Annotated in this window: 14 protein-coding genes; 2 read left to right on the forward strand and 12 right to left on the reverse strand. The window is 64.8% G+C overall.

What is annotated here, in order from left to right:
- Positions 1 to 81: 81 nt before the first annotated feature.
- Positions 82 to 1,194: a zinc metalloprotease HtpX gene (locus ACSQ3E_RS21505; RefSeq protein ID WP_436124257.1), complete on the forward strand. Its 1,113-nt coding sequence runs from the start codon at positions 82 to 84 to the stop codon at positions 1,192 to 1,194.
- 387 nt (positions 1,195 to 1,581) lie between these two features.
- Here ACSQ3E_RS21505 and ACSQ3E_RS21510 read toward each other — a convergent pair whose 3' ends face one another.
- From ACSQ3E_RS21510 to infC, 12 genes are all read right to left on the reverse strand, one after another.
- On the reverse strand, positions 1,582 to 2,316 hold the full coding sequence (locus ACSQ3E_RS21510) for a spermidine synthase (RefSeq protein WP_436124258.1): 735 nt from the start codon (positions 2,314 to 2,316) through the stop codon (positions 1,582 to 1,584).
- 108 nt (positions 2,317 to 2,424) lie between these two features.
- Positions 2,425 to 3,411, reverse strand: a complete 987-nt coding sequence (locus tag ACSQ3E_RS21515; protein WP_436124259.1) for a Gfo/Idh/MocA family protein — start codon at positions 3,409 to 3,411, stop codon at positions 2,425 to 2,427.
- 90 nt (positions 3,412 to 3,501) lie between these two features.
- Complete coding sequence (locus ACSQ3E_RS21520) at positions 3,502 to 4,080, reverse strand: YceI family protein (protein WP_436124260.1); 579 nt, start codon at positions 4,078 to 4,080, stop codon at positions 3,502 to 3,504.
- Positions 4,081 to 4,149: 69 nt separating this feature from the next.
- Complete coding sequence (locus ACSQ3E_RS21525; protein ID WP_436124261.1) at positions 4,150 to 4,728, reverse strand: cytochrome b; 579 nt, start codon at positions 4,726 to 4,728, stop codon at positions 4,150 to 4,152.
- Positions 4,729 to 4,784: 56 nt separating this feature from the next.
- Positions 4,785 to 5,384, reverse strand: coding sequence for a nucleotidyltransferase family protein (locus tag ACSQ3E_RS21530; protein WP_436124262.1), 600 nt, complete (start codon positions 5,382 to 5,384; stop codon positions 4,785 to 4,787).
- Between the two features lie 18 nt (positions 5,385 to 5,402).
- Complete coding sequence (gene pheT, locus ACSQ3E_RS21535) at positions 5,403 to 7,808, reverse strand: phenylalanine--tRNA ligase subunit beta (RefSeq protein ID WP_436124263.1); 2,406 nt, start codon at positions 7,806 to 7,808, stop codon at positions 5,403 to 5,405.
- Positions 7,805 to 8,236 carry an ASCH domain-containing protein gene (locus tag ACSQ3E_RS21540; RefSeq protein ID WP_436124264.1) on the reverse strand — a complete coding sequence of 144 codons (432 nt, stop codon included), beginning with the start codon at positions 8,234 to 8,236 and terminating at the stop codon, positions 7,805 to 7,807. The genes pheT and ACSQ3E_RS21540 overlap by 4 nt, the downstream gene beginning before the upstream one ends.
- Positions 8,233 to 9,318 (reverse strand): phenylalanine--tRNA ligase subunit alpha, encoded by a 1,086-nt coding sequence (gene pheS / locus ACSQ3E_RS21545; protein ID WP_436124265.1) that lies wholly within the window; start codon positions 9,316 to 9,318, stop codon positions 8,233 to 8,235. The genes ACSQ3E_RS21540 and pheS overlap by 4 nt, the downstream gene beginning before the upstream one ends.
- A 114-nt stretch (positions 9,319 to 9,432) precedes the next feature.
- Positions 9,433 to 9,834: a 50S ribosomal protein L20 gene (gene rplT, locus ACSQ3E_RS21550; RefSeq protein WP_067955711.1), complete on the reverse strand. Its 402-nt coding sequence runs from the start codon at positions 9,832 to 9,834 to the stop codon at positions 9,433 to 9,435.
- Between the two features lie 34 nt (positions 9,835 to 9,868).
- Positions 9,869 to 10,072 (reverse strand): 50S ribosomal protein L35, encoded by a 204-nt coding sequence (gene rpmI / locus ACSQ3E_RS21555; protein ID WP_018430570.1) that lies wholly within the window; start codon positions 10,070 to 10,072, stop codon positions 9,869 to 9,871.
- A 209-nt stretch (positions 10,073 to 10,281) separates the two neighbouring features.
- On the reverse strand, positions 10,282 to 10,908 hold the full coding sequence (locus tag ACSQ3E_RS21560; protein ID WP_436124266.1) for a methyltransferase family protein: 627 nt from the start codon (positions 10,906 to 10,908) through the stop codon (positions 10,282 to 10,284).
- Positions 10,909 to 11,037: 129 nt separating this feature from the next.
- Complete coding sequence (gene infC, locus ACSQ3E_RS21565) at positions 11,038 to 11,574, reverse strand: translation initiation factor IF-3 (protein ID WP_109578358.1); 537 nt, start codon at positions 11,572 to 11,574, stop codon at positions 11,038 to 11,040.
- A 199-nt stretch (positions 11,575 to 11,773) separates the two neighbouring features.
- On the opposite strand from infC, the gene ACSQ3E_RS21570 reads away from it, so the two are divergent.
- Complete coding sequence (locus ACSQ3E_RS21570) at positions 11,774 to 12,547, forward strand: alpha/beta hydrolase (protein WP_436124267.1); 774 nt, start codon at positions 11,774 to 11,776, stop codon at positions 12,545 to 12,547.
- The last annotated feature ends 4 nt before the right edge of the window (positions 12,548 to 12,551 follow it).

Consider the following 12,551-nt stretch of genomic DNA (forward strand, 5'->3'; position numbering starts at 1 on the left):
AGGCTCCTGACAGCGCAAGCGTTCTGCAACTTTCCGTGCAGGGGACTCGGCAAAAGCCTGTGGCACGCTCATATTTGGGGCATGAGCGAGCTACAATCCATCAACCTTTTCGAACACCGGCGCAACCGCGCGCTGAACATGGCGCAGACATGGCTGCTCGGCGCCGGCAGCCTGCTGCTGCTCGGGGTCACGGCCTGGGCCTTCGCCGGCAGCACCGGCATCCTCTATGCCCTTGTCTTTGGTGCACTTTCCATGTGGGCGGTGCGGCGCATCAGCCCGCAGATGGTGCTGTCCATGTACAAGGCGCGGCAGGTCACTCCGGCCGATTTCCCCGCCGGCTTCCGCATCGTCGAGGAGCTCGCCCGCCGCGCCGAGCTGCCTGCGGTGCCAAAACTCTATGTCATCCCCTCCAAGATGATGAACGCGTTTGCCGTCGGCCGCCGCGACGATGCGGCCATCGCCGTCACCGACGCGCTCGCCCGCAATCTGACCCCGCGCGAGCTGGCCGGCGTGCTGGCGCATGAGATCAGCCACATCGCCCATGAGGACGTAAAGGTCATGGCCTTCGCCGACATGGTGTCGCGCTTCACCTCGTTCATGTCGACTGTCGGCCTGGTGTCGCTGTTTCTCAACCTGTTCGGCTTTGCCGGCGGTTTCGGCACCCAGGTGCCGTGGCTCGCGGTGCTGGTGCTGCTTGCCGCCCCCACCGTCGGCGGCCTGCTGCAGATGGCGCTGTCGCGCACCCGCGAATTCGACGCCGACCTCGGTGCCGCCATCCTCACCGGCGATCCCGATGGGCTCGCCTCAGCGCTGGCCAAGCTCGAACGCGCCCAGGGCAGGGTGTGGGAAAACATCCTGCTGCCCAGCGGCCGCATCCCCGACCCCTCGGTGCTGCGCACCCATCCGCTCACCGCCGACCGCGTCGCCCGGCTCAAGGCACTGAGGACCGCCGAAGCACCGGAGCCGATCGTCGCCACCGACGGCGCGCCCCAGCCGCATGTTGCGCGCCCCTCGATCATCCCCAAGATCCGCGCCCATCCCGGCACCTATTTGCCGCAAGGCGCGCGCGGCTTCATCAACGCCGCCAACACCGACTTCGCCGACGACTCCCGCCCCGCCTGCGACGCCTCGCTCAACCCGCCCGACAAAGGCCGCCCCCGCATCCGGGTGACACGCGGCGGCGTGTGGTGGTGAGATTTTAGCTACGGGCGTGGAGAGGTTTTTCACGATCACCATTTTTTCTGAAGACCAATCGCTACGGGGAACTCCCGCCAATCGCTCAAGTCGCGATCCTTCCCACCCCCCTCTGCCCGGGGCCGGGCATCTCCCCCACAAGGGGGGAGATCAGGCCTGCATCTGCCCCGCCGCCAATCGCCGATTTTCGCCATTGTCGCCGGACTTTTCCTCATAACGCGGCAGAGTGGGCGCCGCCGGCGACGCGACTAATCTCCCTCCTTGTCGGGGAGAAGGTCCCGGCAGGGGGATGAGGGGCAGCTCGATCTTGCAGGACTTGGCTCTGCCCCCCACCCGGCCCTCCGGGCCACCCTCTCCCCGTAAACGGGGCGAGTGGGAAGACCGCGCCTAGCGCCGCCCTTTCGCAGCGGCCGGACGCCGGGCAGCCGGCCCATCCTTCGCCACCGGCTGCACTTTGTTGGCCGCCACCCAGACGACATGCCGTGCGCCACTGCCCTTGGTGCTGGCGCGGACCTTGACCTCGTCGGTGACGAAGCCGCTCTCATGCAGGCGCCGGGAGAACGACTTGTCGGGACCTTGCGACCAGACGATGAGCACGCCTCCCGGCTTCAGCGCGGTCTTCGCGGCATAGAGGCCGGTGTAGTTGTAGAGGCTGTCGTTGGCGTCGCGCGACAGGCCCTCGGGGCCGTTGTCGACGTCGAGCAGGATGGCGTCATAGCTGCCCATGCCATCGCGGATGAGCTTGCCGACATCGCCCTCCACCACATCGACGCGCGGATCGTCGAGACAGCCGTCGAAGAGTTCGGCCATCGGCCCGCGCGCCCAGGCAACGACCTCTGGCACCAGTTCGGCGACGACGATGCGGGCATCCTTGCCAAACAGGGCAAGCGCCGCGCGCAAGGTAAAACCCATGCCGAGGCCGCCGATCAGGATCGTCGGCTTGGAACGGCCGCCGATGCGCTCATGGGCGAGCTTGGCCAGCGCCTCCTCGGAGCCGCTCAGCCGGCTGTTCATCAGCTCGTTGGAGCCGAGCATGATCGAGAATTCGGTGCCGCGCTGCTTCAAGCGCAGTTCGCCGCCACCGGGGATCTTCGCCGTGTCGAGCACTACCCAGGGAATCATCGCCGCGCGCCTTCATTGTCCAACGTCATGCGGCGCTCCCTAGCACAGCAAGGCGGAAACGACAGCCTTCGCCCCGCTGATGGCGGGCCGGCCCGCAGGCTTGAAAGCCTAAACCGCCTCCCAGCCGTCATGCTCGCCGGCGCGGAAGATGGCGTCGATGACCTTCTGGTTGAGCACCGACTGCTCGAGCGAAAAGACGTGCTCGCCGCTGCCCCGGGCCGCGCGGACAAAAGTCTCGACCTGCAGCCGGTACTGCTGGGCGCCGGGAAAGCGGAACACCGTCGCCTCGTTGTGGCCGGCATTGTGCAACTCGACGCGGTGGTGGTCGTAGAGCCCGGCATTGAACGGCGAATGGATCTCGATGAAACCCTTGTCGCCGTGGAAGACCATCAGCTGGCGGTTGGCGAGCTGGGTCGAGAGATAGAAGGACAGCTCGAAATCGCCGAAATCGGCGCGGACGCTGGAATAGATGTCGGTGCCGAATTTCGGATCACGCTCGATGCTCGCCTGCACCCGCACCGGCTCCTTGCCGGTCGAGAACCGCGTTGTGACAGTCGGATAGACGCCGATGTCGGGCAAGGCGCCGCCGCCGAGATCGAGCTGGTTGCGCATGTTGTTGGGGTCGACGTTGAAGTAGGAAAACGCACCCTGGACGTGCTTGAGCTTGCCGATGGCACCGCCAGCGATCAGGTCGCGCACCTTCAGCCATTGCGGGTGATAGGTGACCATGAAGGCTTCGGAAACGATCACCTTTTTGCGGTCGCGGATGGCGATCAGCGGCGCAATGTCTTCGGCCTCCAGCGCCAACGGCTTTTCGACCAGCACGTGCTTGCCGGCCTCGGCGGCCTTCGCCGCCCATTCGAGATGCTGCGAGGTCGGCAGCGGGATGTAGACGCCGTCGACGGTGTCGGAGGCAAGTAGCTCGCCATAGGAGCCGAAGGCGTGCGCAGCACCAAAGCGGTCGGCCAGGGCGCGTGCCTTGCCGACATCGCGGCTGGCGACCGCCGCCAGCACGCCATTGTCGGAATCGGCGATCGCCGGCAACAGCTGGTCACGGCCGATCTTGGCTGTCGAAAGTACGCCCCAACGAAACATCTGGCCTCCGGACACAAGGAAAAAGCTGGCCAACCTGGCCGCTTCGGGAGATTGGCGGAAGCGGCCGCCAAATGCCAGAGCCTATCTCGTTCAGCCGCGCCGGCCGCTGAACTCCATGTCGAAGGCGACGATGTTGGAATAGATCGGTGTGCCGACATCCATCTGGTAACGCGAGCGGAACACCTGGCCGCTGACCCGGAAGCGGATCTGCCCGCCTTTCAGGCCCTGCAGCTCGGCGGTGAACTTTTCGGTGTTGGTGTGGCCGCGTGCCGTCAGCTGGCCGGTGATGATGGCCGAGTTGTCGCCGGTGCGCTGGACGCTCGTCGAGCGGAAGGTGATCTGGCGCGAATTGGCGACGTCGAAGACGGCATCCGACTTCAGGAAGGCATCGATGCGGCCCTGACCGGTGCCGACGCTGTCGGGGAAGATGGTGATGTCGACCTTCGAGCGGGCGATGTCGCCGCCGTCGATGCGGATCGTGCCCTTGAACTGGCCGAAGGCGCCGGCGAGCCCGCCACCGCCGATCTTGCCGATGGCAAAGCGGATGCTCGAACCGTTGTTGGAAATGGCATAACGCCCGGCCGCATCGGACAGCGCCACCGCCGAGGCAGTGTCGCCAAGAAGGCCGACAGCAATAAGGGTTGCAGCGCCCAAAACACGCAAGGACATTTCATCATACTCCCTGATGGCAAGGCCCGTCCGGGCCACGCACCGAGACAAACGAACGGAAAGCTGCGGCTATTCCGGCTTTCGCGAGGACCTCACAAAAAAGGGCGAGATCATCCGGACCAGCACGACATCACGCAGCCAGAAATGGTGCCTGAGCGCTGCCAGAATGTGCAGCACAACCAGCGCAATGCCGGCATAGGCCAGCCACTTGTGGCCAAAGATCCAGAAATTCTCTGCAGCCTCGGAAACCTGCAGCGGCAGATGCGGCATGACGAACAGGTTGAACGGCACCGACGGGATTTCGAGCACTGAGACCGACACCAGCACCCAGCCCGACAGCGGCACGACGAGCTGCGCTGCATAGAGCCCCAGATGCACGGCTGGGGCGGCGCGGCGTTCGACCGGGCCGACCTCCTCGGGAAGTTCAGGGCTCAGATTGCCGAGGCGCCAGCCGATGCGGATCAGCACCAGCCCGAGCAGCAGGAAGCCGAAGGATTTGTGCAGCTGGATCAGTTCAAAGGATGTGCGCTGGCTGGCGATGCGAACCATCGTCCAGCCGAGCAAGAACTGGCCGATGAAGATCAGCCCGATCAGCCAGTGCAGGATGATCGCGGCCCAGCCGTAACGGGTAGTGGTGTTGCGCAGCATCGACGGCACCTCCGTCGCACAACGAATCTGGGGCGGAATTCGTCCCGGAACAGGGTCTACCAGTCGAAGACAGTGACCTCCGGCCACATCTCCCTGGCGCGCCGGCCCTTGGCTTCGTGGGTGGCACGGTTGTCGTTGCGGTGATTGGGCGTGATCCGGAAGGCAAAAATGTCGTCGAGGCCGAACGGCGCCCAGACCTGTGGAGCGCCGTCGACGAGGGCGAGGCCGACGGCGTGGGTGCGCGAGGCGAAGTGTTCGAGCGACTCGGCGCTGGAAGCGAGCGGGGCGCGCGGCGAGCCGAAATGATCCTCGAACCAGAGATGGACGCGGGCCTGGTTGCGGACCTCGACCGGCAGCGGCAGATGCGCGAAGGCATCAGCGCCACGGCGAATGACCACGTCCTCGGCCTCCCAGGAGAGGTCGGCGCCGTCGAAATAGAACAGGTCGACATCTTTGATGCCATAGCCGGCGGGGCGGCCGGTCAGATGGTTCCAGACGCTGTTGTAGAGCGCGCCAGAAACCAGCATCCACTGCGGCAGGTCGAGCTTTTCCGCCGTCGCAAGCGCCGGGCGGACGATCGGGTCGGCAAGGAGGACGTCAAGGAGGACCTGCCGCTGGTCGTCAAACGGCAGGCCCTTGTATCGCAGATGCTTCATGCCGCACCCCGAAGACGATCAGCTCCGCAGCGCGCCGCCGGTCTGCTTCTTGACGTTCTCGACGATGCGGGCCGCGAGCGCCTCGAAGTCCTGGTCGGTCAGGGTCTTTTCGACCGGCTGGATCGACACCTCGATGGCGATCGACTTCTTGCCTTCGCCGAGCGACGCGCCCTCGAAGATGTCGAAGACCGAGACGCCGGTGATCAGCTTCTTGTCGGCGGCGAGGGCGGCTTTCGTCAGCGTGCCGGCCTCGACGGCCTTGTCGACGACGAAAGCGAAGTCGCGCTTGACCGCCTGGAAGGCCGACAGCTCCAGCTTCGGCTTGGTCTTGGTCGGCTTGGCCTTGGGCTCGGGGATTGCATCGACATAGACCTCGAAGCCGCAGAGCGGGCCCGACACGTCGAGGCCTTCCAGCGTCCTGGGGTGGAACTCGCCGAAGGTGCCGAGCACGACCTTGGGGCCGAGCTTGATCACGCCGGAGCGGCCCGGGTGATACCAGGCCGGAGCGCCGGTTTCGATCTGCAGCCGGTCGACAGGCGCACCGCAGGCTTCGAGTGCCGCAATCGCATCGGCCTTGGCGTCGAACACGCCGACATTGGCCGCATTGCCCGACCAGTTGCGGCCCGAGCCCTCGAGCTTGGCCGTACCGCGGCGGACGCCGGCGGCGACGCGACGCTGGCCTTCGGCCGTGTCGTTCTCATAGGTGCCGGAGACCTCGAACAGGGCGACGTCGCTGAGGCCGCGGTCGGCATTGCGCTGGGCAGCGGCGATCAGGCCGGGCAGCAGCGACGGACGCATGTCGGACATGTCGGCCGCGATCGGGTTCGACAGCTTGAGGCTGTCCTGGCCGCCGCCGAACAGCTCGGCGTGCTTGGCCGGAATGAACGACCAGGTGACGGCCTCCATCATGCCGCGCACGGCAAGCGCGCGCCGCGCCGACCGGGTGCGGATCTGCAGCATGGTCAGGATCTTGCCGTTGACCGCGTCATGCGCGCCGAGCGGCTGCGGCGCGATGTTGTCGACGCCGTGGATGCGCATGACCTCCTCGACCAGGTCGGCCTTGCCGTCGACGTCGGGACGCCAGGACGGCACTGACACCTCGACGACGTCGCCAGTGCCGTTCACGCCGAAGCCGAGGCGGGTGAGGATATCCAGGCTCTCGGCCTTCGGCACCTCGATGCCGGTCAGGCGCTTGATCTCGGACAGCGGCAGCGAAACCACCTTGGCGGTGTGGCCAGCGTAGCCGACGACGTCGGTCTTTGTCGGCTGGCCGCCGCAAAGCTCCAGCACCAGCTTGGTCGCCAGCTCGACGCCCGGAACCATGAATTCTGGGTCGACGCCACGCTCGAAGCGGTAGCGCGCATCGGTGATGATGCCGAGCGTGCGGCCGGTGCGGGCAACGTTAAGCGGGGCCCAGAGTGCGGACTCGATCAGCACGTCAGTCGTGTTCTCGTCACAGCCTGAATGCTCGCCGCCCATGACGCCGGCGATGGATTCGACGCCGTTGTCATCAGCGATGACGCACATCTCAGGAGTCAGCGCATATTCGCGGCCGTCGAGCGCCAGCACCTTGTCGCCTTCGCGGCCGCGGCGGACGACGAGATTGCCAGCAACCTTCTTGGCATCGAAGACGTGCAGCGGGCGGCCATGGTCGAAGGTAACGTAGTTGGTGATGTCGACCAGCGCGTTGATGGGGCGCAAGCCGATGGCCATCAGGCGCTGCTGCATCCACTTGGGCGAGGGGCCGTTCTTGACGCCGCGCACCAGACGCAGCGCGAAGCCGGGGCAGAGCTCGGGTGCCTCGATCGTCACCTTGACCGGGCATTCGCCTTCGCCAGCAATCGGGGCAACTGCGCCGCCCTTGAGCGTGCCGAGGCCGGAAGCAGCGAGATCGCGAGCGATGCCGTGGACGCTGGTTGCGTCGGGGCGGTTCGGCGTCAGGTTGATCTCGATCATGGGATCGTCGAGATGGGCATATGCGGCGAAGGACGTGCCGACGGGTGCGTCGGCCGGCAGGTCGATGATGCCGTTATGCTCGTCAGACAGCTGCAGCTCGCGCTCCGAGCACATCATGCCGTGGCTTTCGACGCCGCGGATCTTGCCGACCGACAGCGTCACGTCGATGCCGGGCACGTAGGCGCCGGGAGCGGCGAAGGCGCCGATAAGGCCGGCGCGTGCATTGGGCGCGCCGCAGACGACCTGGACGGGCTTGCCGTCGCCGGTGTCGACAGTCAGCACCTGCAGCTTGTCGGCGTCTGGATGCCGGCTTGCCGTCAGCACCTTGGCGATGACGAAGGGCTTGAGGGCTGCCTTGTCGTCGACGGACTCGACTTCGAGGCCGATCGAGGTCAGCCGCTCGACGATCTGTTCGAGCGAAGCGTCGGTGTCGAGATGGTCCTTGAGCCAGGAGAGGGTGAATTTCATGGGTTCACTCGTTTCGTGTCGTTGCGGTCGAGCACTTCCACCACGCGGAACCGCTCACAAACCAAAATCATGTCCGGCGAGAAGCCACCATTGCGGGCGAAGTAGGCCTCGTGGGCCTCACGCCAGTATTCATAGGACAGGTCACCCTCGCCTTCCGCAGCAGCAAACTCGGCATCGACCTCATCGAAGCGACGCTGGATCGCCTCGACGGTTTCGATGACCGCGGCGCGACGGCCCTGGCCGTCGAGCACGACATCCCTGCGGCCGACCTCAGGCATCGGCTCGTCGCCGCCGTAGTCGCGCAAGGCGCCGCAGGTCGCGGTCTTCTTGCCCGACAGCACCAGCGCCAACAGCTCGTCGGCGAGCTCCGGGCTGTCGCCGAAAGCGAAGGTCACAGCATTGGCATATCGGTCAGCAGCTTCGGTCATGCGCTCAGGCCACCAAACAGCGTCGGCATGTCGAGCGGGCGGAAGCCATAGTGCTGCAGCCAGCGGACATCGGCGTCGAAGAAGGCGCGCAGGTCGGGCATGCCATATTTCAGCATGGCGATGCGGTCGATGCCCATGCCCCAGGCGAAGCCCTGGTACTCATCCGGATCGAGACCGCCATGGCGCAGAACGTTCGGGTGAACCATGCCGCAGCCGAGGATCTCCATCCAGTCGTTGCCTTCGCCGAAGCGCACTTCACCGGGCCGCGAACGGTCGCACTGGATGTCGACCTCGAGGCTCGGCTCGGTGAACGGGAAGAAGGATGGGCGGAAGCGCATCTTAACCGAGGGTACCTCGAAGAACGCCTTGCAGAACTCCTCCAGCACCCACTTCATGTTGGCGATGTTGGCGGTCTTGTCGATCACCAGGCCCTCGACCTGATGGAACATCGGCGAGTGCGTGGCGTCCGAATCCTGGCGATAGGTCTTGCCGGGAATGACGATGCGGATCGGCGGCTTCTGCGTCTCCATGGTGCGGATCTGCACCGGCGACGTATGGGTGCGCAGAAGCTTGCGCTCGCCATTCTGGTCGGGCGGGAAGAAGAAGGTATCATGCATCTCGCGCGCCGGGTGGCCGACGGGGAAGTTCAACGCGGTGAAATTGTAATGGTCGGTCTCGACATCGGGACCTTCGGCAATGGCGAAGCCGAGATCGCCGAAGATCGCAGCGATCTCGTCGATGACCTGGCTGATCGGGTGGATGCGGCCGCGTTCAGCCGGCGACTGGCGCACCGGCAAGGTGACGTCAACCTTTTCAGCGATGAGGCGAGCGGTGATGGCGACATCGCGCAGTTCGCTCTTGCGGGCCGAGAGCGCATCGGTGACGCGGTTCTTCAGACCGTTGATCGCCGGACCCTTGGTCTGGCGCTCTTCGGCGCTCATCGCGCCAAGGGTCTTCAGCATCTCCGAGACCGAGCCCTTCTTGCCGAGGGCGGCGACGCGCACCGCCTCGATCGCCTGCTCGTCAGAGGCGGAAGCGATGTCGCTCAGCAGCGATTGTTCGAGAGTTTCAAGATCGCTCATGGTCCAGTTCCGTTGCGGCCCTACGGCCCTTCGTTGCTGCAAAAGAAAAACCCGCGCCAGCCGTGCCAGCGCGGGTTCCCCAAATCAAGTCTGTGATGCTTGGGAAGGCGCTGGTTAAGCTACAGCGCTTTCAAAAGCATTCGGGGTGGTGTTCTTGAGATACTCAAGAGCAACCTTGGCCTTGGCCACGAGTGCGGCGAATGCCTGCGGCTCATGGATGGCCATGTCGGAGAGGATCTTGCGATCGATCTCGATGTTGGCCTTGTTCAGGCCGTCGATGAAGCGGCCATATGTCAGGCCGTGCTCGCGGACCGCGGCGTTGATACGCTGGACCCACAGGGCGCGGAAGTTGCGCTTGCGGTTCTTGCGGTCGCGGTAAGCGTACTGCTTCGACTTTTCCACCGCCTGCTTGGCAATGCGGATGGTGTTCTTGCGGCGGCCGTAGAAACCCTTGGCCTGCTCGAGAACCTTCTTGTGCTTGGCGTGGGCGGTTACGCCCCTTTTGACGCGTGCCATGTCATGATCTCCTTAAACGTTGTCCAGGCCGGGCTCAGAGGCCGTTCGGCAGAAAATTCTTGATGACCTTCTTGGCATCCGGTTCAGCCAGAACCATCGTGCCGCGAGCATCGCGAATGAACTTGTTGGAACGCTTGATCATGCCATGGCGCTTGCCAGCGGCAGCCGCCAGGACCTTGCCAGTCGCGGTAACCTTGAACCGCTTCTTGGCAGCCGATTTGGTCTTCATCTTGGGCATTTTGCTACTCCGTTCTTCAGGATCGCGCAGCACCCGAAAGTGCTTCGAAATCCCTTCATGTTGTTGTTTTCAGGCCGACCAAAGCCCGAAAAGCAAATGAAACCGCCACGGCATGCCCTGCCGGGCGGTTCTGGGACGCGGCTATATACGCGGAAGTTTGACGCAGCGCAACACCCTGAAACAGCCGCAACCGCAATGTTTCCGCGGCCTCAGGGGATGCGGAACAGCACCGGAAGTGCGCCCGTGACCTGGGCGTGGTCGATCAGCTCGAAAACCGGCAGCGCGACGAGGAACACCAGGCCGTCGAGCAAGGTGTTGAGCAAAAGCTTTGGCCGGAAACTGCCGGTGTCGCCTTCCTGATAAAGCGAGAGCTTCGGGAAGAAGCGCGGCACCCGGGCCACATAGGCCTGATATGCGCGACCGAACAGCTCGCCGAGGTGCCGTTCCTCGCGCAGGATGACAACGTGGAAGGCTGCCGCGCACAACACGGCAAAGCCGACCGTGGCGACGATCGAGCCCATCTGCGCGCCGACGCCGGCAGCAGCCAGCGTCGAGAAGACATAAAGCGGGTTGCGGGTGATCGAGTAGGGGCCGCCAATGACGACCTCGCCCGATTTGCGCCCGCCGATATAGAGCGTGCACCACAGACGGCCGACGATGCCGAGGAAGATCAGCAGGATGCCAACCATCTCCACGACTTCGTGGACGGTGGTATCGGGCGGGAAGGTCGACTGGCCGAACAGCAAGGCCGCGAACATCGCAACCACCAGCACGGCCAGCACAAGCCGGCGCATGCTCTGGTATCGGCCCAGGCCTGACGTGTCGTTGCTGCTCATGGCGGCCAAACTCTCCAGCCGCCCCTGCGCGGGCAGGTCAGCCTTTCGGCACCTCTGTCGGGAAGGATTGCCCCGGCGAACGCCGGGGCATCGGTGCATTGCGCGTCCGTCTGGGCGCGCAAGATGGCATCAGCGTGGCGCGAGCACCATCATCATCTGACGGCCTTCGAGCTTGGGCTCGGCTTCGACCTTGGCGATGGTGGCGGTTTCCTCGCGCACCTTGTTGAGGAGCTGCATGCCCAGTTCCATATGCGCCATTTCGCGGCCACGGAAACGCAGCGTCAGCTTGACCTTGTCGCCTTCCTCGAAGAAGCGGCGGACCGCCTTCATCTTGGTCTCGTAGTCGTGGCTGTCGATGTTCGGGCGCATCTTGATCTCCTTGATCTCGATGACCTTCTGGTTCTTGCGCGCCTCAGCCGCCTTCTTCTGGTTGGCGTATTTCAGCTTGCCGAGGTCAAGGATCTTGACGACGGGCGGCGTGGCGTTGGGGGAAATTTCTACGAGATCGAGGCCTGCCTCTTCGGCGGCCAGGAGTGCGTCGTTGATGGAAACATCGCCACGGTTGGAACCGTCGACGTCGATCAGCTGGACCCGGGGAACCCGGATGTCACGGTTGGAGCGCGGGCCGTCCTTGGTAGGCGCGGCTGCTTTAAAAGGTCTGCGAATGGTCGTTGTCTCCTCGAGCCATTGACGTTGTTGAATGTCTGACGCGCCAATGTGGGTAGCGCGCGGGCGAAGTCAATAACACAGCACTCGCAACAAATCACCTGCTTCTGCGCATGCGAACTGCCCCAATAGAACGATTCTTGGGGCACTTTCCGCATCAGGCCGGCTGTGCCACAAGTCGCTGCCGAGGGGATTTGACATGACTGCAAGCGCGCCGGACTTCATCGAGGTCGACAACACCCGCATTGCCTTCAGGCATCAGGATGGGGCTGCGCCCGGCGTCGTCTGGCTCGGCGGCTACAAGTCCGACATGCTGGGCACCAAGGCCGAGACGCTGGCGGCATGGGCCGCGGGCGAGGGCCGCGCCTTCCTGCGCCACGACTATTCCGGCCATGGCGAGAGCGGCGGCGCATTCGCCGACGGCACGATCTCCAGATGGTTGGCCGAGAGCCTCGCTGTGTTCCGCAAAGTCACCACCGGACCGCAAGTGCTTGTCGGCTCGTCGATGGGCGCCTGGATCGCGCTCCGGATGAATGCCGAGCTCAACAAGGCAGGCGAGGGCGACCGCGTCGCCGGGCTGGTGCTGCTAGCGCCGGCGCCCGACTTCACCGCCGAGCTGATCGAGCCGGAGCTGACCGAGGCCCAGCGCAAGGACCTGGCCGAGAAGGGCTATTTCGAGGAGCCGTCGGAATATTCGCCGGAGCCCTACATCTACACCCGCGCCCTGATCGAGGACGGCCGCAACAATCTGGTCATGACCGGACCGATCCACACGCATTGCCCCGTCCACATCATCCAGGGCCTTGCCGACCCCGACGTGCCGCACAGCCATGCGCTCAAGCTGATGAGCCTGTTGCCCGCCGACGACGCGACGCTGTCCTTGGTGCCGAACGGCGACCACCGCCTGTCGCGGCCGGAGGATCTCGATCTTCTGACGCGGGCGGTCGGCGAAACCATCGCACGGGCTGGCTGAGCCG

The organism is Aminobacter sp. LjRoot7, assembly GCF_964252895.1.
In the GTDB taxonomy this organism is placed as follows: Bacteria; Pseudomonadota; Alphaproteobacteria; order Rhizobiales; family Rhizobiaceae; genus Aminobacter; species Aminobacter aminovorans_B.

What these genes read in the sequence shown, in the direction of transcription:
- rpmI (WP_018430570.1), bottom strand. Translation starts at nt 10,072, where the DNA reads ATGCCCAAGATGAAGACCAAATCGGCTGCCAAGAAGCGGTTCAAGGTT.
- ACSQ3E_RS21540 (WP_436124264.1), bottom strand. Translation starts at nt 8,236, where the DNA reads ATGACCGAAGCTGCTGACCGATATGCCAATGCTGTGACCTTCGCTTTC.
- rplT (WP_067955711.1), bottom strand. Translation starts at nt 9,834, where the DNA reads ATGGCACGCGTCAAAAGGGGCGTAACCGCCCACGCCAAGCACAAGAAG.
- pheS (WP_436124265.1), bottom strand. Translation starts at nt 9,318, where the DNA reads ATGAGCGATCTTGAAACTCTCGAACAATCGCTGCTGAGCGACATCGCT.
- ACSQ3E_RS21560 (WP_436124266.1), bottom strand. Translation starts at nt 10,908, where the DNA reads ATGAGCAGCAACGACACGTCAGGCCTGGGCCGATACCAGAGCATGCGC.
- ACSQ3E_RS21520 (WP_436124260.1), bottom strand. Translation starts at nt 4,080, where the DNA reads ATGTCCTTGCGTGTTTTGGGCGCTGCAACCCTTATTGCTGTCGGCCTT.
- ACSQ3E_RS21510 (WP_436124258.1), bottom strand. Translation starts at nt 2,316, where the DNA reads ATGATTCCCTGGGTAGTGCTCGACACGGCGAAGATCCCCGGTGGCGGC.
- ACSQ3E_RS21525 (WP_436124261.1), bottom strand. Translation starts at nt 4,728, where the DNA reads ATGCTGCGCAACACCACTACCCGTTACGGCTGGGCCGCGATCATCCTG.
- ACSQ3E_RS21530 (WP_436124262.1), bottom strand. Translation starts at nt 5,384, where the DNA reads ATGAAGCATCTGCGATACAAGGGCCTGCCGTTTGACGACCAGCGGCAG.
- ACSQ3E_RS21515 (WP_436124259.1), bottom strand. Translation starts at nt 3,411, where the DNA reads ATGTTTCGTTGGGGCGTACTTTCGACAGCCAAGATCGGCCGTGACCAG.
- ACSQ3E_RS21570 (WP_436124267.1), top strand. Translation starts at nt 11,774, where the DNA reads ATGACTGCAAGCGCGCCGGACTTCATCGAGGTCGACAACACCCGCATT.
- pheT (WP_436124263.1), bottom strand. Translation starts at nt 7,808, where the DNA reads ATGAAATTCACCCTCTCCTGGCTCAAGGACCATCTCGACACCGACGCT.
- ACSQ3E_RS21505 (WP_436124257.1), top strand. Translation starts at nt 82, where the DNA reads ATGAGCGAGCTACAATCCATCAACCTTTTCGAACACCGGCGCAACCGC.